This window comes from Pseudomonas gingeri (genome assembly GCF_013386165.1).
In the GTDB taxonomy this organism is placed as follows: Bacteria; Pseudomonadota; Gammaproteobacteria; order Pseudomonadales; family Pseudomonadaceae; genus Aquipseudomonas; species Aquipseudomonas gingeri_C.
In genome coordinates, this window is the sequence record NZ_JACAOS010000017.1 from 21,914 (window position 1) to 44,381 (window position 22,468).

General features: G+C 63.2%; 25 protein-coding genes. 12 read left to right on the plus strand and 13 right to left on the minus strand.

Going from position 1 to position 22,468, the window contains the following annotated elements:
• The first annotated feature begins 35 nt into the window (after positions 1–35).
• The gene (locus HX866_RS20345) at positions 36–500 is read left to right on the plus strand and encodes a TIGR02444 family protein (RefSeq protein WP_177124296.1); all 465 of its coding nucleotides are present in this window, start codon (positions 36–38) and stop codon (positions 498–500) included.
• On the opposite strand, the gene HX866_RS20350 is transcribed toward HX866_RS20345, so the two are convergent.
• Entirely contained in the window at positions 497–1,567 is a 1,071-nt protein-coding gene (locus HX866_RS20350) for an AlgP family protein (RefSeq protein ID WP_177124351.1), read from the minus strand. The genes HX866_RS20345 and HX866_RS20350 overlap by 4 nt on opposite strands.
• Positions 1,568–1,739: 172 nt before the next feature.
• On the opposite strand from HX866_RS20350, the gene HX866_RS20355 reads away from it, so the two are divergent.
• The gene (locus tag HX866_RS20355; RefSeq protein WP_177094098.1) at positions 1,740–2,405 is read left to right on the plus strand and encodes an FKBP-type peptidyl-prolyl cis-trans isomerase; all 666 of its coding nucleotides are present in this window, start codon (positions 1,740–1,742) and stop codon (positions 2,403–2,405) included.
• Positions 2,406–2,468: 63 nt separating this feature from the next.
• Here the strand turns inward: HX866_RS20355 and rsd are convergent, their stop codons facing one another.
• The 8 genes from rsd to HX866_RS20390 form a co-directional block, all read right to left on the minus strand.
• Positions 2,469–2,927, minus strand: coding sequence for a sigma D regulator (gene rsd, locus HX866_RS20360; RefSeq protein WP_177101493.1), 459 nt, complete (start codon positions 2,925–2,927; stop codon positions 2,469–2,471).
• Between the two features lie 188 nt (positions 2,928–3,115).
• Positions 3,116–3,631 carry a disulfide bond formation protein B gene (locus HX866_RS20365; protein ID WP_177094096.1) on the minus strand — a complete coding sequence of 172 codons (516 nt, stop codon included), beginning with the start codon at positions 3,629–3,631 and terminating at the stop codon, positions 3,116–3,118.
• Between the two features lie 225 nt (positions 3,632–3,856).
• Positions 3,857–5,080: a heme biosynthesis HemY N-terminal domain-containing protein gene (locus HX866_RS20370; RefSeq protein WP_177124295.1), complete on the minus strand. Its 1,224-nt coding sequence runs from the start codon at positions 5,078–5,080 to the stop codon at positions 3,857–3,859.
• Positions 5,077–6,201, minus strand: coding sequence for a uroporphyrinogen-III C-methyltransferase (locus tag HX866_RS34405; RefSeq protein WP_371319273.1), 1,125 nt, complete (start codon positions 6,199–6,201; stop codon positions 5,077–5,079). The genes HX866_RS20370 and HX866_RS34405 overlap by 4 nt, the downstream gene beginning before the upstream one ends.
• 18 nt (positions 6,202–6,219) lie before the next feature.
• The gene (locus HX866_RS34410; protein ID WP_177124294.1) at positions 6,220–6,987 is read right to left on the minus strand and encodes a uroporphyrinogen-III synthase; all 768 of its coding nucleotides are present in this window, start codon (positions 6,985–6,987) and stop codon (positions 6,220–6,222) included.
• The gene (gene hemC, locus HX866_RS20380) at positions 6,984–7,925 is read right to left on the minus strand and encodes a hydroxymethylbilane synthase (protein ID WP_177101485.1); all 942 of its coding nucleotides are present in this window, start codon (positions 7,923–7,925) and stop codon (positions 6,984–6,986) included. Before hemC ends, HX866_RS34410 begins: the two co-directional genes overlap by 4 nt.
• A gap of 139 nt (positions 7,926–8,064) precedes the next feature.
• Positions 8,065–8,811 (minus strand): LytR/AlgR family response regulator transcription factor, encoded by a 747-nt coding sequence (locus HX866_RS20385; protein WP_121135465.1) that lies wholly within the window; start codon positions 8,809–8,811, stop codon positions 8,065–8,067.
• A complete protein-coding gene (locus tag HX866_RS20390) occupies positions 8,808–9,890 on the minus strand; it encodes a sensor histidine kinase (RefSeq protein WP_177094091.1) in 1,083 nt (360 codons plus the stop codon). Before HX866_RS20390 ends, HX866_RS20385 begins: the two co-directional genes overlap by 4 nt.
• Before the next feature lie 185 nt (positions 9,891–10,075).
• On the opposite strand from HX866_RS20390, the gene argH reads away from it, so the two are divergent.
• Entirely contained in the window at positions 10,076–11,470 is a 1,395-nt protein-coding gene (gene argH / locus HX866_RS20395; RefSeq protein WP_177094090.1) for an argininosuccinate lyase, read from the plus strand.
• Between the two features lie 227 nt (positions 11,471–11,697).
• On the opposite strand, the gene HX866_RS20400 is transcribed toward argH, so the two are convergent.
• Positions 11,698–12,357 carry a glutathione S-transferase family protein gene (locus tag HX866_RS20400; RefSeq protein WP_177140319.1) on the minus strand — a complete coding sequence of 220 codons (660 nt, stop codon included), beginning with the start codon at positions 12,355–12,357 and terminating at the stop codon, positions 11,698–11,700.
• Between the two features lie 125 nt (positions 12,358–12,482).
• On the opposite strand from HX866_RS20400, the gene HX866_RS20405 reads away from it, so the two are divergent.
• The 3 genes from HX866_RS20405 to HX866_RS20415 all read left to right on the plus strand — a co-directional run bounded on the left by HX866_RS20405 (position 12,483) and on the right by HX866_RS20415 (position 16,355).
• Positions 12,483–12,767 carry a hypothetical protein gene (locus HX866_RS20405; protein ID WP_177094088.1) on the plus strand — a complete coding sequence of 95 codons (285 nt, stop codon included), beginning with the start codon at positions 12,483–12,485 and terminating at the stop codon, positions 12,765–12,767.
• Positions 12,768–13,083: 316 nt separating this feature from the next.
• Complete coding sequence (locus HX866_RS20410; RefSeq protein WP_100942130.1) at positions 13,084–13,329, plus strand: TIGR02647 family protein; 246 nt, start codon at positions 13,084–13,086, stop codon at positions 13,327–13,329.
• A 179-nt stretch (positions 13,330–13,508) separates the two neighbouring features.
• Positions 13,509–16,355 carry a class I adenylate cyclase gene (locus HX866_RS20415; protein ID WP_177140320.1) on the plus strand — a complete coding sequence of 949 codons (2,847 nt, stop codon included), beginning with the start codon at positions 13,509–13,511 and terminating at the stop codon, positions 16,353–16,355.
• 69 nt (positions 16,356–16,424) lie between these two features.
• Here HX866_RS20415 and rnk read toward each other — a convergent pair whose 3' ends face one another.
• The 3 genes from rnk to cyaY form a co-directional block, all read right to left on the minus strand.
• Positions 16,425–16,838 carry a nucleoside diphosphate kinase regulator gene (gene rnk / locus HX866_RS20420; RefSeq protein ID WP_177094086.1) on the minus strand — a complete coding sequence of 138 codons (414 nt, stop codon included), beginning with the start codon at positions 16,836–16,838 and terminating at the stop codon, positions 16,425–16,427.
• 169 nt (positions 16,839–17,007) lie between these two features.
• Entirely contained in the window at positions 17,008–17,232 is a 225-nt protein-coding gene (locus tag HX866_RS20425; protein ID WP_177094140.1) for a DUF1289 domain-containing protein, read from the minus strand.
• Positions 17,232–17,588: an iron donor protein CyaY gene (cyaY, locus tag HX866_RS20430; protein WP_177094085.1), complete on the minus strand. Its 357-nt coding sequence runs from the start codon at positions 17,586–17,588 to the stop codon at positions 17,232–17,234. Before cyaY ends, HX866_RS20425 begins: the two co-directional genes overlap by 1 nt.
• A gap of 215 nt (positions 17,589–17,803) precedes the next feature.
• Between cyaY and lptM the strand changes: the two genes are divergently transcribed.
• Genes lptM through HX866_RS20460 form a run of 6 tightly spaced genes read left to right on the plus strand, consistent with a single transcriptional unit; the run spans position 17,804 to position 22,402 of the window.
• The gene (lptM, locus tag HX866_RS20435; RefSeq protein ID WP_177094084.1) at positions 17,804–17,965 is read left to right on the plus strand and encodes an LPS translocon maturation chaperone LptM; all 162 of its coding nucleotides are present in this window, start codon (positions 17,804–17,806) and stop codon (positions 17,963–17,965) included.
• A 9-nt stretch (positions 17,966–17,974) separates the two neighbouring features.
• Entirely contained in the window at positions 17,975–19,222 is a 1,248-nt protein-coding gene (gene lysA / locus HX866_RS20440) for a diaminopimelate decarboxylase (protein ID WP_177094083.1), read from the plus strand.
• A 4-nt stretch (positions 19,223–19,226) separates the two neighbouring features.
• Entirely contained in the window at positions 19,227–20,057 is an 831-nt protein-coding gene (dapF, locus tag HX866_RS20445) for a diaminopimelate epimerase (protein WP_177094082.1), read from the plus strand.
• A gap of 13 nt (positions 20,058–20,070) precedes the next feature.
• Positions 20,071–20,796: a DUF484 family protein gene (locus tag HX866_RS20450; RefSeq protein WP_177094081.1), complete on the plus strand. Its 726-nt coding sequence runs from the start codon at positions 20,071–20,073 to the stop codon at positions 20,794–20,796.
• Positions 20,797–20,798: 2 nt separating this feature from the next.
• Positions 20,799–21,695 (plus strand): tyrosine recombinase XerC, encoded by an 897-nt coding sequence (gene xerC / locus HX866_RS20455; protein ID WP_177094080.1) that lies wholly within the window; start codon positions 20,799–20,801, stop codon positions 21,693–21,695.
• Complete coding sequence (locus tag HX866_RS20460; RefSeq protein ID WP_177140321.1) at positions 21,695–22,402, plus strand: HAD family hydrolase; 708 nt, start codon at positions 21,695–21,697, stop codon at positions 22,400–22,402. Before xerC ends, HX866_RS20460 begins: the two co-directional genes overlap by 1 nt.
• Positions 22,403–22,468: the final 66 nt, after the last annotated feature.

Here is a 22,468-nt window from a genome sequence, read left to right on the forward strand (position 1 = left end):
TACCAGCTTCCCTCGCAACTGGCGCGGATCTCACCATGCATGCTGACCTGTGGACGTTTTCCCTGAACACTTACGCCAAACCCGGCGTCGAAGAAACCTGCCTGGCGCTCCAGGCGCAGGGGGCGAATGTCTGCCTGCTGCTGTGCGCGGCCTGGCTGGGCCGACGTGGGGTGCGTTGCGAGACCGAACGCTCGCGACAATTGCAGGCACTCGCCGAGCCCTGGGATGAGCAAGTGGTGCAGCCGCTCCGACAGTTGCGCACGCAATGGCGCACCGCGGCATCCGCGGACGTCGAGTTGAAAATACTGAGGGATCAGGTCAAGGCATTGGAGCTGGCCGCCGAACAGCAGCTATTGCAGCGACTGGAAGGGTTGGCGCGGGACTGGCCAGAGGTGGGCGCGGAAGATCTGGACGCGTGGCTGGAGGCTGTCACCACCCAGGCCGCGCACCTGAATCGCGACGCGCTGCGGCAGCTGCGCGTCGCGGTGAGCCAGACTTAGGAAGCGCTGGTCGGGGTTACGGCAGGTGCGGCTGGAGCAGTCGGCGCGGCTGGAGCAGCGCTGGCTGGCGCAGCCGATGCCGGCGCGGCGGGCTTGGCGGCAGTCACAGCTGGCTTTGCGGCGGGCTTGGCAGCAGCTGGTTTAGCAGCAACCGGTTTTGCAGCTGGCTTGGCGGCAGCAGGTTTGGCAGCAGCAGGTTTTGCAACTGGCTTGGCGGCAGCAGGTTTAGCGGCGGCAGCTTTTACAGCAGGCTTGGCGGCAACCGGTTTGGCAGCAGCAGCTTTGGCGGCTGGCTTGGCAGCAGCCGGTTTAGCTGCAGCGGCTTTTGCAGCTGGCTTGGCGGCAGCCGGTTTAGCGACAGCAGCTTTTACAGCAGGCTTGGCGGCAACCGGTTTGGCAGCAGCAGCTTTGGCGGCTGGCTTGGCGGCAACCGGTTTAGCAGCAGCGACTTTGGCGGCTGGCTTGGCAGCAACAGGTTTGGCGGCGGCAGCTTTTACAGCAGGCTTGGCGGCAACCGGTTTGGCAGCAGCGGCTTTGGCGGCTGGCTTGGTAGCAGCAGGTTTAGCGGCAGCAACTTTTGCAGCGGGCTTGGCGACGGCAGGTTTAGCAGCGGCAGCTTTTGCAGCAGGCTTGGCGGCAGCCGGTTTGGCAGCGGCAGGTTTGGCGGCACGCGTCGACAGCGCCTTGGTGACGGCTTCTTTCACACGGCCAACACCCTGGGCCAGTTTCAGACTTTCCTGGGCATCGCGCTTGAGTTGCAGGATGTAACCACGGGTGTCCGACTGGCTGGTTTTCAGCTTGTCCAGCAATGCTTCGAGTTCACCGACAGCGCTCTTGGCCTTGGCTTGTGCCTTGGCTTTTCCGGCAGTCGCCGAGTCCTGCAATTTGGTGCGGGCCTTGTGCAATTTTTCCTGCGCTTTACCGCGTTGTTTCTCCAGTTTGGCGAGCAGTTTTTCAGCATCAGCCAGGGCTTGGGTGCAAGCGGTTTCCAGGTGCTCGAGCAAGCTGCCCGACAACTGTTGGAGTAAATGCAACGGGGTATTTACAGGCTTCTTGGTGGCCGACATGGTGTACCTCCTGGCTGAGTGAATGCGGCTCATACTAGCCCTCTGGGAGTAGCGCCGCTAGGGCATGTTGACAGTATCGAAGGGCCCGCGTTGCATGCCTTGAAAAATGCTTCTTCAACAACCAACCCGGAGCACTGGCATAATCCTTTGCACCTGAGGTCGGAGAGTGCTTATGCCGCGTTATTTTCTGCTGTCACTGTGTGTGTTCTGGTCCCTTGCGCAAGCCGCGCCAGAGGTCGCGAACGACGATGCCCACGACTTGGCCTACAGCCTCGGCGCCAGCCTCGGCGAGCGTCTGCGCCAGGATGCTCCGGACCTGCAGATCAAGGCCTTGCTCGACGGTTTGAAGCAGGCCTACCAGGGCAAGCCGCTGGCCTTGAAGGACGAACGCATCCAACAGATTCTCGCTGCTCATGATGCCCAGGTCGCTCAGGAAGCCGCCAAACCACAGAGCGAAATTGCCCTGGAAGCCGAGCGAAAATTCCTCACAGAAGAGAAGGCGAAACCCGGCGTCCACGAATTGGCCGACGGCATCCTGATGACCGAACTGGCGCCCGGCACGGGAGAAAAAGTCGCGGCCAACGGCAAGGTCCAGGTGCGCTATGTCGGACGCCTGCCCAACGGCACCGTATTCGATCAGAATCGGCAACCGCAGTGGTTTCGCCTGGACAGCGTGATCAGTGGCTGGCGCACGGCCTTGCCACAGATGCCCGTCGGTGCGAAATGGCGCTTGGTGCTGCCTTCGGCGCAGGCGTATGGCGCAGACGGTGCAGGCGACCTGATCGCCCCTTACACACCGCTGGTGTTCGAAATCGAGCTGCTCGGCGTCGCCAGCTGACAGTCCCGCCACAACGAAAAACGGTGCGCCTGAGCGCACCGTTTTCATAGGTAGCCATCGGTATCAGGCCTGGGCTTCAGCCTTTTCCTTGTGCGCCGTATGCAGCACTTCGATCAGGCAATCTTCCAGTTCGAAGCGTTCGTGCAGCAGACCGCCCAGCTCCTGGAATTTATGCGCGACGCACTGACCTTCGTCGCACAGATCGTTGAAGGCCAGCAGCTTCTCGGTAATCACATCGATGCGCGGGTAGATCGTCTCGGCCAATTCCAGCCCGCGCTTGTCGCCAAAGGCCTTGGCCTCACCGGTCAACTGCTCGTAGATTTCGAAGTGGCCGGCCGACACATAATCCACCAGCAGACCGCAAAACTCCTGCAAGGGTTTAGGATTCTGCGCCAGGGCACCCGGCTCGGCACCGAGGGCATCGTAGGCACGCACGAGTTCGTGACGCTCCTTCAACCAGCGGTCGATCAGCAGATGCACTCCGCCCCAGCGTTCTTGAGCATTCCGACAACTTTCGAGCATGGTGATCTCTTCCCTTCTGGGTCATGCCGACCGATACCCCGAGCAGATCGGGGCTCCTGACTTGGCCAAACAGAACAAGCTGACTGCGATAACGCGATGCGGGCCAGATTATGCCCGCTCGACACCTGCTTCAAGGTACGCAGGAGAGAAAGTTCATACAAGTGTTTAATCCAGAGCACGACTGCCGGTTAGTTCTGCACCTTGTCCGCCACCGAATCCGGCCCCACCCATTGACAGATCACCAGCAGGCTCATCCCCACGAAAGCCAGCAGGCTCCACTCGGGAATGCTCAGGTCGAAGAGGGTCCACTGGATTTGCGCGCACTCGGCCGTGGCCCGAAACATCAGCTTGAAGGCTTCAAGGGTTGGCAACTGCTGCATCAGGCAATGCAGGTCGGGCTGGCAGATCATCAACTGCTCGGCCGGCACCCGCTGCAGCAACACCTGCCGCGCCGCCGTGGCGGCACCGGCCAGGGCCAGCAGCAGGCTCAGGCCGCCATAGACCCAGCGGCCGATGCGGCCCGGGCCGTGCAGCATCGCCAGCAGGTTGACCAGGCAGAACCCGGCGAGAAAAAAACGCTGGACGATGCACAGCGAGCAAGGCTCCAGCCCGGTCACACGTTCCAGGTACAGCGACGCCCCCATGACCAGGGCACCTGTCAACAAGGCCAGGGAGAACAGAGAACGTGAGCGGGCCAAGAACATGGCTTATCCGTAACAGGAGAGACAGGCAGTTACGGTAGAGGAAAGCCCTTGGCCCTTTCAAGGCGAGCCAGAGCAGACAATTCCTTAAGCCTGTAAGGAATTACCGACGGACATCCTATGAAACCATTAATTCAGGAGTAGGAATCAGACCTGCCCAAGGAAAGGGAAGCATCCTGACACGCAAAGACGGGATGCCTGCCGCCGCATCCCGCCTTCCAGGACCTCTCACACCGGCAGTGGCGATGCCAGCAAGCGCTTGTCCAGCAAACCCAGGCCTTCCTGGAACAACTGGTTGCTGCGCTCGGTATCGCCCAACTGGGCAAGCAGTCGCGCCAGTTCCGCGCAGGCTTCAGGATGGCGTTGCAGCCGCAGGCTGCTTTCCAGGTAGTCACGGGCCTTGCCCCAGAGACTGTTTTGCAGGCTCAGGCGCCCCAGCGTCAGCAACAGACTGGCGTCGTCTGGATGGTCTTTCAACCAGCCTTCCGCGGTCTGCAACTGCCGGGCCGGGTCACGCCCGCGCAACAAACCGTACAACCGCGCCAGATGGCTGTCGTAGCGGCGCTTGAGCGCCTCGCGCAGCGCCTCTTCGGCCTGGGCGTCGGCGCCCAGCTGACGCAATTGCTCGGCATAGGCCAGCACCAACGGCGGCTCCTGGCGCTGGGCCGAACTCAATTGCTGCCAGGCCCGATCCAGCGCTTGCAGGCCCGCTTCGCCCTCCTCGCGCTGGGCCGCCAGGCTCAGGTTTTCACCCCAGGCGCGACGCTCCAGCTCGGCCAACTCAGCCTTTGCCAGCACCTTGTCCTTGCGCAGCTCCGGCAACAGGCGGATCAACGCCGACCAATCGCCGCGCTGCTGATACAGGCGCTGCAACTGACGCAGGACCTGGACGCTGTGGGGATGACGCTCATGCATGGCCTGCAGGGTATTCAATGCCCCCTCGCTGTCGCCACGGTCCACTTGCAACTGCGCGTGACTGAGGGCTATCGCCAGCTCGGCCTGGGGTTGGCGCTCGAGGGCACGCTCCAGCAGGTTGTCGCACTCCTCGTGCTTGCCTTGTTCGTTCGCCGCCCGGGCCGCGCCGAGGTAGTACAGCAACGGCTGGCGCTCGGCCTCGGCGGCCCGCTGCAAATGACGCTGGGCGCTGGCCCAGCGGCCCTCGGCCAGGTCCATCTGGCCCTGCTCGATGGCCACCTGGGTACGCCGGCTGCGATTGCGCCGGGACCAGGGATTGGCCAACGAACCTGAAGTGGTCACCAACCCGACGAGGAATTTCAGCAGCCACAACACCAGCCATGCCAGCAGCAACACGGCCAGGAAGGCCCACAGGCTCGATTCGTAACGGAAGCTGTCATAGGCGATCAGGACGTAGCCGGCGTGCCGCGAGATCGCATAGCCGAGGCCCGCCGCAATGGCGACGACCAGCAACAGGATCAGGAAGAAACGCTTCATGGGCTGGTCTCCTCGGCCGGGGTCGCCGTCGCGCTCGGGCTGACAGGCGTTTCAATTTCGACATGTCGCCGTTCGAGATAGGCCTGCACCGCCGCCAGGGTCCCGGCCAGGTCCGGCGTGACCACGGTCACCGGCTGTTTGCTCAACTCGGCAAGGCGCTCGATCATGATCCTGCTCTGCGGATTGTCCGGGTTGAAGCTGCCGGTCAACACGTCGCGGGCCTCGGTCAAGGTCTGGGTGTAGACCCCGGCCTGCCCGTTCAAAGCCGCCCACTGGGCCTGTTCCAGGGCCAGGCTGAGGGCCAGGCGGACCTGTGCCAGGCTCTGCCCGGCGAGCAACGGCCGGATGTTCTTGTTGGCATTGAAGTCGATGCGGATGTAACGCGAGATCTCATCCCACCACACGGCCCAACGGCTGGCGCCATCGCCGTCGGCGGTCAGGCCGAGCAGGGAGTCGCCGCGATCCTTGTACTCCGGCGCCAGCTCGCTGAGCTGGCTCACCTGATCGCGCAAGGCGCCCAGTTGCAGGAACAGCCCGGTGCGGTCCGGTTGCTCGGTGCTGCGCAGCGCGGCCAGGCTCTTGGCCACTTGCTCGCGGGCGGCAAAGGAGCCCGGATCGTTCTGTTCACGCAGGATATCGTCGGCGCCCTGGACCAGGGCCTGGGCGCTGGTGATGTCCTGCAAGGCCGACAAGCGCAGGCTGGCCAGGCGCAGCAGATGCTCGGCCTCGGCCAGACGCCAGTCCTTGCGGCTGGCGCCCAGCACGCTTTCCAGACGCTGGCTGAGGCGCTGCTGATCGCCCTGCAACTGGGTCACCAGGCGACGGCGGTCTTCCAGCTCTCCGGCACCCGGCAACTGATCCAAGCGAGAGACAAGCTGCTGTTCGCTCAGCTTGAGGGACTGCGTCTGGCTGCCCAGGTCTTGCAGTTGCCCGCTCTGCTGCTGATGGTTGGCTTGCAGGTTGCGCACCTGCCAGACACCCCAGCCACCCGCCGCCGCGCCGGCGGCGCCGAGCAACAGGGCGAGGATCGCCAGGCCATTGCCACGGCGTGCCAAAGGCGGTTGAACCGGGGCATCGACCACCGGCTGGGCTTCTTCTTTCGGCAAGGCTGTTTCGCTCACGTGTCCATCCTTTGCATTCTAGAGAGCGGGTACGGGATGCTCCCGCAACGCCGCTAGCAAAGCCGTGGCGCTGGCACCACGGCAATCCACTACATCCTGGGCTCCCGCGGCACGGGCCATTTCGGCCACCCGCGGGCTTGGAACAAACAACGGCAGACGCGCCAGTTCCGGCCAGGCCGTCGCCGCCAACTGCCGCAGGTGTTCAAATCCCTGCCCACTGCTGACCACCAGGGCGTTCAGGCGTTCCGCCGCGACACGCTGGGCCAGGAGGCCCTCGGCGTACTCGGGCAGCAGCCGACGGTACAACTCAAGGTAGTCGACACTAGCACCCTGGCTGCGCAAACGCTCGGCCAGCAGCTCGCGCCCACCCTCCCCGCGCAGGATCAATACCCGCGGTTCGGGGTGCGCCAGGGCCTGCTGCAACGCCGGCAAAGCGAGCAACGCTTCACTGTCGTCGCCCTCGTTCGGATAAGCAACCTCAAGACCGTAATCGGCGAGGATCTGCGCAGTCGCCGCACCGACCGTGAACCATTGCAGGAATGGCGCCTGCGGCCAGTACTGGTCGACCAGCTCAACCGCCAGGCGCGCCGCCGGCTTGCTGACCACGACCACCGCGCTGTAGTGGGCCAAGTCGTAGATCATTGCCCGCCCGGCGCCGTCGAGGGGCAAGGCTTCGATGTCCAGCAACGGCAGGCTGCTGCTGAAAATCCCGGCAGCGCTCAAGACGCTCGCCAGCTCCGCCGACTCTGACGCCGGCCGGGTCAACAACAGGCGCCAACCCCTCACTCTTCGCCGGCCTCGCCGTAGACCGCCTGGAGAATCGCATCCGCACCCTGGGCCAGCAGCGCTTGCGCGACCTGCACGCCGAGGGCCTGGGCCTCACCCTGGGGAGCCCGGGCATCGGCGCTGAGCAGCAGGCCGCCCTTGGGATCGCCGACCAGGCCACGCAGCCAGATCTGCTCGCCTTCCAGCACCGCGTAACAGGCAATCGGCACCTGGCAACCGCCATTCAGATGTTTGTTCAAGGCGCGCTCGGCGGTGACCCGCACGGCGGTATCGGCATGGTGCAGGGGTGCCAGCAGCGTATGGATTTCCGTGTCGACGCTGCGGCACTCGATGCCCACCGCGCCCTGGCCACCGGCCGGCAGGCTGTCTTCGACACTGATGGCCGAGGTGATGCGGTCTTCAAAGCCGAGACGGATCAGGCCGGCGGCGGCGAGGATAATCGCGTCGTACTCACCGGCGTCCAGCTTGGCCAGGCGGGTATTGACGTTGCCGCGCAGGAAGCGGATCTGCAGGTCGGGCCGACGGGTCAGCAATTGCGCCTGGCGACGCAGGCTCGACGTGCCGACCACGCTGCCGGCGGGCAGGGCGTCAAGACTGGCGAAGGTATTGGAAACGAAGGCGTCGCGCGGGTCTTCGCGCTCGCAGATACAGAACAGACCGAGCCCCTCGGGGAAATCCATCGGCACGTCCTTCATCGAATGCACGGCGATATCGGCCTCGTGCTCGAGCAGCGCGGTTTCCAGCTCCTTGACGAACAGTCCCTTGCCGCCGATTTTCGACAGTGGCGAGTCGAGCAGCTTGTCGCCGCGACTGACCATGGGCACCAGGGTGACCGATAAACCGGGATGAGCCTGCTCCAGGCGGGCCTTGACGTATTCGGCCTGCCACAGGGCCAGCGCGCTTTTACGGGTAGCGATGCGGATTTCGCGAGAAGACATGGATCGATCCGTACTGAATAGATACGGCAGATAATAACAGCTCAGCCCGGCCCGCTTTGACTTGTATCAGCCAATACGCAGCCTCCCTGGCCTGGAAATACCGGGTGGACGGTACCTTGCGCCTCGCGCAAGGCACGGATTAAAGCTGTTGCATCATCTTGCGCACGCCGGCGACATGGCGTCGGCTGACGATCAGCGCATCGCCGCCCAGCCCCTTGAGGAACAACTGGAAATGCCCCAGCGGCGTACGTTGCAGGCGCTCGATGCGTTCGCGGGCCACCAGCGCATTGCGATGAATACGCACAAAACGGTCGCCGAACTCGTCTTCCAGGGCCTTCAACGGCTCGTCCAGCAGCACTTCGCCGCCCTCATGGCGCAGGGTCACGTACTTGTGGTCGGCAATGAAGTAGATCACCTGGTCCAGCGGAATCAGCTCGATGCCCTTGCGGGTACGGGCGCTGATGTGACTGCGCGGGCCAGTGCCGGATTCGGCGGCGGGCCGCGTCAGGGCCGCCAGTTGCACGCGGTTGGGACGCTCGGCTTTTTTCAGCGCTTCGAGCAGGTGCTCGGCGCGCACGGGCTTGACCAGGTAACCCACGGCACTGACCTGGAACGCCTCCAGGGCAAACTCGTCATGGGCGGTGCAGAACACCACGGCGGGCGGTGCTTCGCGCTCGCACAACCGGGCAGCCACCTGCAGGCCATCGAGGCCCGGCATGCGGATATCGAGCAGGACCACATCGGGCCTCAGGCTCTCGATCAGGGACAATGCCTCTTCGCCATTGGTGGCGCTGGGCTCCAGGACACTGTAACCCTCGAGTTCGCCGACCAAACGGCTCAAGCGCTCGCGGGCCAGGGGTTCGTCATCAACGATCAGGACATTCATATTGCACTGGATTCCTGCGTGAGTCTCGCACAAGGATAGCGTAGACAGGTGAAGTGACGACCGTCACGGCGATCCACGCTAAGACTAGCGCGAGGCCCGAAAAGTGCCGTAAGTCGAGCACCGATATTTGCCAGTGCCAACTGAGTACCGCCTGACACCTGCCGCGGTGCGACATCGTCGTAGGGATTGCTGATACACAATATGAACTCTCCCTCTTTATAGTCGGCTTCGACCCTGACCACGCCGCCTTCGATACGCGGTGCGATGCCGTAGATCAGAGCGTTTTCCAACAGTGGTTGCAAGGTTAATTGCGGGATCGGCAAATCCTCGGGAATTGTGCCCACCCTCCAGTCCAACTGTAGACGGTTGCCAAGACGATATTGCTCAATCGACAAATATCGTTGCGCTAATTCCAGCTCATCACGCCACGTCACCAGGTTGCCGGGTTTGGCCAGGCTGGCACGGAACAGGTCGGACAGATCCAGCACCGCCTGCTCGGCCTGTTGCGGATCGCTCACCACCAGGCTGGCGATGCTGTTCAGGCTGTTGAACAGGAAGTGCGGGCGGATCCTCGCCTGCAAGGCTTCGAGGCGCGCCTGCAGTTCCGCCTGCTGCTGGCGACGCCACTGACTCTGCAAGTAAAAGTAGCGCAACATCAGGGCCGACATGATGAGGCTGATCAAGCCATGGCGCAGATAGTGCCCCGCCGTGCCTTCGCCCGAGGGTGGACCGGCCAGGGAAAAATATTCGGTCAGGCCGGTGCAGGCCAGGCTCAGCCCGACCACCAGGGCGCAGCACAACACCCCGGCCAGCCCCGGGCGCAAACGCGCCAGCCAGGCCCGTGCGCTACACAATAACGCCGCCGACAACAGCACGATCCACTGCACATACAGGGACGTCAGGGCCAGGCGCACCCAGTCGAAACCGACGGGCATCGGCTCGGCCAGCACCAACACCATCACCAGCAACTCCGCCGAGACCACCAGCACCAGCAACGCCTCGGGCAGGCAGAGTTCCGGGAGGAAGAATTCCTGGGTCGCGGGCACTTCACGCCCCTCGTTCGATCGTGAAATAGGCATGGGTCCAGTCTCTGCGCACGCTCCCTTAACGACAAGCCGTTCGACAGATTCGGTCGAAATATAATTCACCAGTGTTGCAAACCTACCTTGTGGTCGCTGGCCGGCTGACGGGCATTGGCGCAACCCTGTTATGATCGGTGACGATTTTTCCGGCAATCCACCTTCAGCAGATCACGAGCGAATCCATGAGCACCGACAAGACCAATCAGTCCTGGGGCGGCCGCTTCAGTGAACCCGTCGACGCCTTCGTCGCACGTTTCACCGCCTCCGTCACGTTCGACCAGCGCCTCTATCGCCACGACATCATGGGCTCCATCGCCCACGCCACGATGCTGGCCAAGGTCGGCGTACTGACCGAGGCCGAGCGCGACAGCATCGCCGCCGGCCTGACCACCATCCAGGGCGAAATCGAGGCCGGCCAATTCGACTGGCGCGTGGACCTGGAAGACGTGCACATGAACATCGAAGCGCGTCTGACCGACCGCATCGGCGTCACCGGCAAGAAGCTGCACACCGGCCGTAGCCGCAACGACCAGGTGGCCACCGATATCCGCCTGTGGCTGCGCGACGAGATCGACCTGATCCTGGCTGAAATCACCCGCCTGCAAAAAGGCCTGCTGGAACAGGCCGAGCGCGAAGCCGGCAGCATCATGCCCGGCTTCACGCACCTGCAGACCGCCCAGCCGGTGACCTTCGGGCACCACATGCTGGCCTGGTTCGAAATGCTCAGCCGCGACTACGAGCGCCTGGTCGACTGCCGCAAGCGCACCAACCGCATGCCCCTGGGCAGCGCGGCGCTGGCCGGCACCACCTACCCGATCGACCGTGAATACACGGCCCAACTGCTGGGTTTCGACGCGGTCGGCGGCAACTCTCTGGACAACGTTTCGGACCGTGACTTCGCCATCGAGTTCTGCTCGGCGGCCAGCATCGCGATGATGCACCTGTCGCGTTTCTCCGAAGAGCTGGTGTTGTGGACCAGCGCGCAGTTCCAGTTCATCGATCTGCCGGACCGTTTCTGCACCGGCAGCTCGATCATGCCCCAGAAGAAAAACCCCGACGTGCCGGAGCTGGTACGCGGCAAGACCGGCCGCGTGTTCGGCGCCCTGATGGGCCTGCTGACCTTGATGAAAGGCCAACCGCTGGCCTACAACAAGGACAATCAGGAAGACAAGGAACCGCTGTTCGACGCCGCCGACACCCTGCGCGATTCGCTGCGGGCGTTTGCCGACATGATCCCGGCGATCAAGCCCAAGCACGCGGTGATGCGCGAAGCGGCGTTGCGTGGTTTCTCCACCGCGACCGACCTGGCGGATTACCTGGTGCGTCGTGGCCTGCCGTTCCGTGATTGCCACGAGATCGTCGGCCATGCGGTGAAGTACGGTGTGGAAACCGGCAAGGACCTGGCGGAAATGAGCCTGGAAGAGCTGCGCAAGTTCAGCGACCAGATCGATGACGACGTGTTTGCGGTGTTGACCCTGGAAGGCTCGGTCAACGCCCGCAACCATATCGGCGGGACCGCACCGGCGCAGGTGAAATTGGCCGTTGCACGCGGCCAGGCATTGCTCGCCAGCCGCTGATCCCCGGTACAAACGATCTCAAGCCTGAACAAGACTTGTGGCGAGCGGGCTTGCCCGCGCTGGGGTGCGAAGCGCCCCTGAAATCGGTGAATCCGGTCTATCAGGCAGACCGAGATAGTCGGTTTTGCGACTGCTTCGCAGCCGAGCGCGGGCAAGCCCGCTCACCACAAGACCGTGCCGGGCCTCAGGATGGCGTTGCGGCTTACCTTGTTCTCGCCTCGGTTTTCTTATTTCTTGGCCGCAATCATCGCCAGGAACGCCGGCATGGCCGCTTCCTTGTCCGCCGCGATCCGCTGCACATTCGGCCACTGCTGCAAACGCTCCAGCAGCGCCTTGGCCTCAGGCATCTCGGCCATCAAATCAATCCCGAACAGCTTCTGGCCAACTCCGCAGGCCAGGTCGACGCTGTAGAGAAAGTAGATATCCGCCACGCTGAACTCACTGCCCGCCACATAAGGGGCGAAGGCGCCATGGCGCTTGAGGGTGGCGAAGCCCAGCAACAGCTCAGCCTTGGTCTTCTCCTTGATTGCTTCCGGCACTGGCATGCCGAAAAAGGCCTCGGCAAACGACGCCCGCGCCGGCAACTCGATGTACAACTCGATTTCCTTGGCCAGCGCCAACACCCGGGCACGCTGGTAAGGATCGGCAGGCAACAGTTTCACCCCCGGTTGGGTGTCATCGATATACGGCAGGATCACCGCCGTTTCATTGATAAACCCCTGCGGCGTGCCCAGCACCGGGACCTTCCCGCGCGGACTGATGGCCAGGGCTTCAGGCGTCTGCCCGGCATAAAACGGCACTTCTTCGAAGGGCAAGCCCTTTTCCAGCAGCGCCAGCTTGACCATGTTGTAGTAGTTGCTGACCGCGAATCCATAAAGTTTGAGCATCACAAAGCCTCCAGGCCGTGCAGGGGGTTGGCCCCGGCAGTTATAGAACCTCGGACGACCTCTTGCCAGCAGCATCACGCCCCTGAATGCAGTTAAACTGGCCACCTTTCCTTGAGGAGTCCGCCATGAGCGAACCAACCGATATCGACAACGACGACGAAGCGTTCGCCGAGAGCACCCTGACCCAGGCCATCGAAAACCAGATCGAGACCGAAAACCCGCCGGCGGCCAAGGCGATCTTCAACAAACTGACCCTGGTGGGTTACGAACGTGAAGAGATCCTCAACCTGATGGCCCATGTGCTGGCAGTGGAAATCGACGGGATGCTCGATGAGGATCGCCCGTTCAATACCGAGTGGTATGAGACCGCGCTGCGCGCATTGCCGGAATTGCCGCCCGAAAATCAGTAAGGCTCCGGGACTTTCGGCGCCTTGACGGGCGCTTCGCGAGCAAGCTCGCTCCTACAGGGGTAAGTGGTGCAACACCCTATCGTGTAGGAGCAGCCGGTCGACGCTCGATTGCTCGCGAAAAATACTCAGACACACATCTAATTCCCGCCTTCCCCCCGCCCCCTTGTCTACACTGACAACGCCCCGCCGCCACCCCGGCCCGGGACACCGCACCCACCGTCCGGCCGCACACGCATCCAATACTGGACAGAGCGCTCAACTGCGATCACCTTAGGGGCGCTGTCGTCCAATAATTCCTAGAAAGTCTGGAGTCCTTATGTCGTATACCCCTGAGTTGGTTGCCGAACTGGAAATCCTTGCACTGTTCAATCTGGGCAATTCCCAGGAAGGCCTGAAAATTCATCAGACCGCCGCGCCAAAAGCCATCGCCGCCGCCCAACGCCTGTTCGAGAAGGAGCTCATCACCCAAGCCGACGGTGGCTACCTGACCAGCCTGGGCCGCGATGCGGCCGAACATGCCCAAGGCCTGCTGACCATCCTGGCCATCAAAGAGGCCGCCTGACCCCTCGCCGCGCCCACGGGATCTTCTTCTCCTGCCCGATCTCGCGGGCGCCGACGACAGAACACTGAAAAACCGCCATCCAGAAGAAATTCTGCTTAAGCGTCCCCGCACTTCAGCGCTAAACTGCCATCCTTGCGAACCCCTTCCTTTCGAGCCCCGCGAGCCGGTTTGAGTTAGACATGACGCGTACCCACGAAATTCGCCCGAACCTGGACGAGGGAATCGACCGTAAAGTCCTCAGCCAACTGCGTGCGCGCTTCCTGAAGCTCAACCAGGGACGTCTGGACCGTGCCCTTGAAGGTCTGTCACCGCGCCAACAGGTGGTGCTGAACCTGCTGCCGCTGTTTTTCCACGTCAATCATCCGCTACTACCCGGTTATGTCTCGGGCAGTACCCCGGCCGGGCTGTCGCACTATGAGCCCGACGACCTGGCCCTGGCCGAAGCCCAGCGCCTGACTCGCTCCTTCTCCTACAAGACCCGCCACGGCAATCCGCCGCGGCCGATCCACGGCCTGTTCCTGATGGGCAGCCTCGGCACCCTGGCCCAGGCCGAGCAGAGCGACATGGACATGTGGGTCTGCCACGCCGGTGAACTGAGCCCGGGCGAATTGGCCGAACTGCGCAAGAAGTGCCAATTGCTGGAGGAATGGGCCGCCAGCCAGGGCGCCGAGGCGCATTTTTTCCTGATCGACCCGAGCCGCTTCGTCCGTGGCGAACGCGATACGCAACTGAGCTCGGAAGACTGCGGCACTACCCAGCATTACCTGTTGCTGGACGAGTTCTACCGCACTGCCATCTGGCTCGCCGGGCGCACACCATTGTGGTGGCTGGTGCCGGTGTACGAGGAACAGCACTACGACCAGTACACCCACACCTTGCTGTCCAAGCGTTTTATCCGCGACAACGAAACCCTCGATCTCGGCCACTTGGCGCGGATCCCGCCAGGGGAATTCATCGGCGCCGGGCTCTGGCAACTGTTCAAGGGTATCGAGTCGCCCTACAAATCAGTGCTCAAGCTGCTGTTGATCGAGGTCTACGCCAGCGAACACCCCCATGTCGAATGCCTGAGCCTGCGCTTCAAGCAGGCGGTGTTCGCCAACCAGCTGGACCTCGACGAGCTGGACCCGTACATCGTGGTCTACCGGCGCATCGAGGAGTACCTCAAGGCCCGCAACGAACCGGAACGCCTGGAACTGGTGCGGCGCAGCCTGTACCTGAAGGTCAACCGCAAGCTCACCGGCCAGAGCAGCCGCAACCAGAGCTGGCAGCGCCAGTTGCTGATGCGCCTGGCCACCGAATGGGGCTGGGATCGCCGGCAACTGGCGCTGCTCGACAGCCGCAGCCAGTGGAAAGTCCGCCAGGTCAGCGCCGAACGCCGGGCCCTGGTCACCGAGCTCAACTACAGCTATCGCTTCCTGACCCAGTTCGCCCGCACCGAACAGGCCGTCAGCCTGATCAACAAGCGCGACCTCAATGTCCTCGGCCGCCGGCTGTACGCCGCGTTCGAGCGCAAGGCCGGAAAAATCGAGTTCATCAACCCCGGCATCGCCCCGGACCTGGCCGAAGACACCCTCACCCTGGTCCAGTCGCCGAACCGCAAGGAGCCGGGGCAAACCCACTGGGGCCTGTACAACGGCAGCCTGAACGCCCTGGAATGGGAAAACTTCGCGCCGATCAAGCGCAGCCGTGAACTGCTGGAACTGCTGACCTGGTGCCATCGCAACGGCGTAATCGACACCACCACGCGCCTGTCGCTGCACCCTGGCAGCAGCGACCTGACCGAGTTCGAGCTGTTCAACCTGCTGGGCAGCCTGCAACAGACCCTGCCCCTGCCATTGGGCAGCGTCAGCGAGGACCAGTTGCTGCGCCCGAGTATCCCGGCGGAGGTGCTGATCCTGGTGAACATCGGAGTCGATCCGCTCAAGCATCACCGCGACCTGAATATCCTGATGACCACCGAGCGCACCGACTCCCTGAGTTACGCCGGCGTCAGGGAAAACCTGGTACTGACCCTCGACCAGGTCACGCTCAACAGCTGGAACGAAGTGCTGATCAACCGTTACCACGGCCCTCATGCACTGCTCGACTGCCTGCGCAACTACCTCAACCACTTGCCGATCGGACGCCAGCTACCACGGCTGCGGGTGCGCTGCTTCTGCCACAACCGCGCGCAGTTCATTGCCCAGCGGGTCGAGGAAGTGCTCAACACCGCCCAGGAACTGTTGCTTGGCAACCTCAACCATCGTTATCTGGTCCAGATCCAGCAGCACTATCACGTATTGGAGTTGGTGCAGGGTCAAGTCAGGCATATCGCCCTCGACAGCCTGCCGGAGTTGCTCAACTACCTGAGCCAGGAGCTATCCGCCTACAGCCCGCTCTACGTGGACATCCGGGCGATGGAGGAACACGACCTGGCGCTGGTGCTGCCCATGGGCCAGCCCGAATGCGTGCAGGTGTTCTACCGGATCAACGAAACCCACGCCGACTTGTACGTGCTGGACGAGTTCAACGCCCTCTGGCAACAGCGCCTGCCGTTCCATGACGAGCTAAGCCTGCTGGTACCGCTGCAACGCTTCCTGCAGTCGATTCTCTACCGCCGCGAGGCGCTGATGCCGATGGAAACGGCACAGCCCTCGGCGGCGCTGGAAACCCTGTACTACCAGTTGCTGCCCTCGGGCCCCGGGCGGGTACGCCGGGTCGAAACCCGGCCAGCACCGCAAACCCCGGTCAACAAGCCGTTCTACGACGTCCAGGCGATTGTCGGCAAAGCCGGGACCGATGCGGTCCAGATCACCTTGTACTGCAATCAGCGGGAGTTTTCCGAACTGGAATATGGCGACCAGCTGTTTATCACGGTCGCTCGGGAAATCGTCGGGCAGCGCCGCGAAATCGAACGCTACCGCTGCTACATCACCGACCTGGACCTGAGCGCATTGATCGGTGACGGACAGGGTTCGAGCAACCTCTACCTGCGTTACAAGGCCGAGCTGGAAAGCGCGCTGAACCTGGCACTCGAACAGGTCTGAGGGCACGGCTGGCGGTCGGGCGACTGCAACCCGCAGCGCCTGCGCCCGGTCAAGGGCGCCACGGCGGGTTCAGAGGTGGAAGTCGCCAGCGGCTTCCGGCTGGTATTCCACTTCCAGCAAGTTCAGCTTCAGGATCTTGCCACCCGGGGCCGGCCAATCGATGTGCTGGCCAACCTGCAAACCGAGCAACGCGCTGCCCACGGGCGCAAGAATGGAGATCCGTCCTTCATCGGCGTTGGCGTCCTGCGGGTACACCAGGGTCAGGTGGTAATCCTTGCCACTGCTTTCCTCACGGCAGTGCACCCGGGAATTCATGGTCACGACACCGGCGGGCACTTCTTCGTGGCCTACCACGCTTTCGGCTCGGTCCAGTTCGGTTTGCAACGCGATGACGCCGGGCAGCGTGTCATCCAGGCTGTCGATCAGGCGCTCCAGACGTTGCACGTCAAGGCGGGTGAGGATGATGGAAGGTGCGGTGCTCATGATCCAGGCAGACTCCTTTTTTCTGCACGATAAAAGCAAAACCCCGCCAGGAAAGGCGGGGTTTTCACGGGCCTCGTCAACGTGAGGCGTAGCCGGACACTACCACAGCGGCGTAAATACACAACCCGAGGCAGCTGGCGCTGAGGGTACCTGTGGCGAGGTGGCTTCGTCAGGCCTGCGCCTTGCGCTGCATGGCCTGCTCGCAGATCACCCGGCGGCGGGCATCATCCGCCGAGCGCCACTCGCGAATATCCTCGACGTGCCGAAAACAGCCGATACAAATTTTCTGCTCGTCCAGCCGACAAAGGCTCACACAAGGTGACGACACGGCCGAACTGACATTGCTGTACAACGGCTTGGCGGGACGGACCGGGGCGGTTTGCTGCGTCACGATCAGATCTCTTCGAAATCCAGGTCGACATCGGCCTGTTCCAGGGTAAAGCGCGCCAGGATCTCGTTGAGCTTCTCTTCGCTCTTCACGCAGAACCAATAGCTGCCGTCTTCATCCTCGCTGCTGCTTTCCTTGTACTCGAAGTGATAGCCGCCGGTGGGCTTGGACGTCGCCAGCCAGAGCTGACGCAGAGGCTCCTGGCGACTGAAGATCAGTTGGCTGCCGCTTTCGAACTTCACAGTGAGCACGCCACCGGAGTTTTCCAGGTCCACATCCAGGCCACTCTCATCGAACACATCTTCCAGATTTTGCTGGGTGTTATCGACCAGATCGTGAAAACGGGCTTCAGTCAAACTCATTGCGCGAACCTCGAAAAATGCGTGTCCCTTCAAGCGTCGCAAGATACGAGCGCTCTCGGACGATGGCGAAGCATAACCACGTGGGGCCAAGAGTGACATCAATAATCCACGCAACGGTAGCTGGGCGCCGCCGGACGGGCAGCGGCCCGCATAGGCAAGCCGACAGGTGGCCGGTATACTCCGGCGCAATTAATGCTTTTTCAAAGGATTTCGCCATGAAGCGCCTGATCTCTTCCCTTGCTGCGCTCCTCGCGATCGCTTGCCTCGTCTCTGCCTGTGGTCAAAAAGGTCCGCTGTATCTGCCCGACGACAGCCAGAACCCGAACGACCAGGCCAAGTCCTCGCAAGCCAAAGCGCACCAGAACGACACCTACTAAGGGATCATCATGGACGCTTTTAACTACCGTGGCGGTGAGCTGTTCGCGGAAGGTGTAGCTTTGTCTGCCATTGCCGAACGTTTTGGCACGCCGACCTACGTCTACTCCCGCGCCCACATCGAGGCGCAGTACAACGCCTATGCCAATGCCCTCGAAGGCACGCCACACCTGGTGTGCTTCGCGGTCAAGGCCAACTCCAACCTGGGCGTACTGAACGTCCTCGCGCGGCTCGGTGCCGGGTTCGACATCGTCTCACGCGGTGAGCTGGAGCGTGTCCTGGCCGCCGGCGGCAGCGCGGACAAGATCGTTTTCTCCGGCGTCGGCAAGACCCGCGAAGACATGCGTCGGGCCCTGGAAGTCGGCGTGCACTGCTTCAATATCGAGTCCACCGACGAGCTGGAGCGCCTGCAAATCGTGGCGGCCGAGCTGGGCGTGCGTGCGCCGATCTCGTTGCGGGTCAACCCGGATGTCGACGCCGGCACCCACCCGTACATCTCCACCGGCCTCAAAGAGAACAAGTTCGGTATCGCCATTGCCGATGCCGAGGATGTCTACATCCGCGCCGCACAGCTGCCAAACCTGGAAGTGCTGGGCGTTGATTGCCATATCGGCTCGCAGTTGACCAACCTGTCGCCGTTCCTCGATGCCCTCGACCGCCTGCTGGCGCTGATCGATCGGCTTGGCGAATGCGGCATCTACCTGCAGCACATCGATCTCGGTGGCGGTGTGGGCGTGCGTTATCGCGACGAAGAGCCACCGCAAGTCGGTGACTACATCAAGGCCGTGCGCGAGCGTATTGCCGGTCGCGACCTGGCGCTGCTGTTCGAACCGGGCCGCTACATCGTCGCCAATGCCGGCGTGCTGCTGACCCAGGTCGAGTACCTCAAGCACACCGAGCACAAGGATTTCGCCATCGTCGACGCGGCGATGAACGACCTGATCCGTCCGGCCCTGTACCAGGCCTGGATGGGCGTCAGCGCCGTGCGTCCGCGCGAGAGCGCCGGGCGGGTCTATGACATCGTCGGGCCGATCTGCGAGACCGGTGACTTCCTGGCCAAGGAACGTCAGCTTGCGCTGGAAGAAGGCGACCTGCTGGCCGTGCACTCGGCCGGCGCCTATGGTTTTGTCATGAGCTCCAACTACAACACTCGCGGCCGTGCCGCCGAAGTGCTGGTGGATGGCGAGCAGATGTTCGAAGTGCGTCGTCGCGAGACGGTCGCCGAGTTGTATGCCGGCGAAAGCCAGCTGCCGGAGTAAGACCATGCTGCTGCGTTTTACCAAGATGCACGGCCTGGGCAACGACTTCATGGTCCTCGACCTGGTCAGCCAGCACGCGCATATCCAGCCCAAGCACGCCAAGCAATGGGGTGACCGTCACACCGGGATCGGCTTCGACCAGTTGCTGATCGTCGAGGCGCCGAGCAATCCGGAAGTGGATTTCCGCTACCGGATCTTCAACTCCGACGGTTCGGAAGTGGAACAGTGCGGCAACGGTGCCCGCTGTTTCGCCCGTTTTGTGCTCGACAAGCGCCTGACCGCCAAGCGCCTGATCCGCGTCGAAACCAAGAGCGGGGTCATCGAGCTGGATGTCCGCCAGGACGGCCAGATCAGCGTGAACATGGGCCCGCCGCGCCTGGTGCCGGCCGAGATTCCGTTCCAGGCCGACCAGCAGGCCACGAGCTACAGCCTGGACGTCGACGGCCAGAACGTCGACCTGGCCGCCGTGTCCATGGGCAATCCCCATGCGGTGCTGCGGGTCAGCGACATCAACAGCGCGCCGGTGCATGAGCTGGGGCCAAAGATCGAACATCACCCGCGCTTCCCGGCCCGGGTCAACGTCGGCTTCCTGCAAGTGATTGACCGCCACCGCGCGCAACTGCGAGTCTGGGAGCGTGGCGCCGGGGAAACCCAGGCCTGCGGCACCGGCGCCTGCGCCGCCGCGGTGGCCGCCATCAGTCAAGGCTGGATGGATTCGCCGGTAACCCTCGACCTGCCCGGCGGACGCTTGTCCATCGAATGGGCGGGTGTCGGCGAGCCGGTGATGATGACGGGTCCTGCCGTTCGGGTGTATGAAGGACAAGTGCGTCTATAAGCGAGCCAATACCATGACCGATCAGCCTCAGGTTCCAGCCGAACAGCCCAACGAGTCGCCTGCACAGAGCCTTGAGGCGGCGCAGGTCGCCGCCTACCTGGAGGCTCATGCGGACTTCTTCGTCGAACACGAAGAGTTGCTGCCGGCGCTGCGCATTCCCCATCGGCGCGGCGATACCGTGTCGCTGGTCGAGCGCCAGATGAAAATCCTCCGCGAGCGCAACATCGAGATGCGCCATCGGCTGTCGCAGCTGATGGATGTCGCCCGGGACAACGATCGCCTGTTCGAGAAAACCCGCCGCCTGATCCTCGCGCTGATGGACGCCGCCAGCCTGGACGATCTGGTCATGGCCGTGGAAGACAGCCTGCGCCAGGACTTCCAGGTGCCCTTCGTCAGCCTGATCCTGTTCGGCGACAACGCCATGCCGGTGGGCCGCTGGGTCAGCCATGCCGAAGCCCAGCAAGCCATCGGTGGCCTGCTCTCGGAAGGCAAGAGCGTCAGCGGCAGCTTGCGCGAGCACGAACTGGACTTCCTGTTCGGCGAAGAACAGCGCAAGCAGATCGGCTCCACCGCGGTGGTCGCCATCAGTCATCAGGGCGTACATGGCGTTCTCGCCGTGGCCAGCCGCGATCCGCAGCACTACAAAAGTTCGGTGGGCACCCTGTTCCTCAGCTACATCGCCGAAGTCCTGGGCCGCGTCGTTCCGCGCTTCACTCCCGCCCTGCGCTCGGTGCGCTAGCCATGGAGCGACAGCTGGACGCCTACTGCGAGCACCTGCGCAGTGAGCGCCAGGTGTCGCCCCATACGCTGCAAGCCTATCGCCGCGACCTGAACAAGGTCCTGGCCTTTTGCACCAAGGAACAGATCGGCAACTGGAGCGCCCTGGATATCCAGCGCCTGCGCCGCCTGATCGCCCGCCTGCACCAGCAGGGCCAATCTTCCCGCAGCCTGGCACGCCTGCTTTCGGCGGTGCGCGGGCTGTACCTGTACCTCAACCGCGAAGGCCTCTGCAACCACGACCCGGCCACCGGCCTGGCACCGCCCAAGGGCGAACGGCGCCTGCCCAAGACCCTGGACACCGACCGCGCCCTGCAATTGCTCGACGGTGGGGTCGAGGACGACTTTATCGCCCGGCGCGACCAGGCCATTCTTGAGCTGTTCTACTCCTCGGGCCTGCGCCTGTCGGAGCTGACCGGCCTTGATCTGGAGCAGCTTGACCTGGCCGATGGCCTGGTTCAGGTCCACGGCAAAGGCAGCAAGACCCGCGTCCTGCCCATCGGCCGCAAAGCCCGGGAAGCCCTGCAGAACTGGCTGCCGTTGCGCGCCCTGAGCAATCCGCCGGACGATGCCGTGTTCGTCAGCCAGCAAGGCCGCCGCCTCGGGCCCCGGGCCATTCAATTACGGGTCAAAGCCGCCGGCGAGCGCGAACTGGGGCAGAACCTGCACCCGCATATGCTCCGCCACTCCTTCGCCAGCCACCTGCTGGAGTCGTCCCAGGACCTGCGTGCCGTGCAGGAACTGCTCGGCCACTCGGACATCAAGACCACGCAGATCTACACCCACCTGGACTTCCAGCACCTGGCAACCGTCTATGACAGTGCCCATCCACGGGCCAAACGCAGCAAGGACCCTTCGTAATGACGATTCAGCTGATCACCTTCGACCTCGACGATACCCTGTGGGATACCGCGCCGGTGATCCACAGCGCGGAGACCGTTTTGCGCGAATGGCTGGCCGAGCATGCACCGAACCTGGGCGGCGTTCCGGTGGAACACCTGTGGGCGATTCGCGAACGGGTGTTGCTCAAGGAACCGACGCTCAAGCACCGCATCAGCGCCTTGCGTCGGCGGGTGCTGTTCCATGCCCTGGAAGAGGCCGGTTACCCTCATGCGCGGGCTTCAGAACTGGCGGATGAGAGCTTCGAGGTGTTTATCCACGCCCGGCACCAGATCGAGGTGTTTCCGGAGGTCGAACCGACCCTGGAGGCCCTGGGCCGCTCCTTTGCCCTGGGGGTGGTGACCAATGGCAATGCCGACGTACGCCGCCTCGGGCTTGCCGACTACTTCCGCTTTGCGCTGTGTGCCGAAGACATCGGCATCGCCAAGCCGGATGCACGGCTGTTCCATGAGGCCCTGGTGCGCGGCGGGAATGTGCCGGCCAGCGCGGCAGTGCACATCGGCGATCACCCCGGGGATGACATCGCCGGGGCCCAACAGGCGGGCCTGCGGGCGATCTGGTACAACCCGACGGGCAAGGCCTGGGAAGCCGACCGCCAGCCGGATGCGCAGGTTCGCAGCCTGACCGAGCTGCCGGCGCTGCTGGCCGGTTGGAATACCCCCGCCTGATCCGCAGCCATGAAAAAGCCCGCAGCGATGGCGGGCTTTTTCAACAAACCAGAAAACCGGCACTGA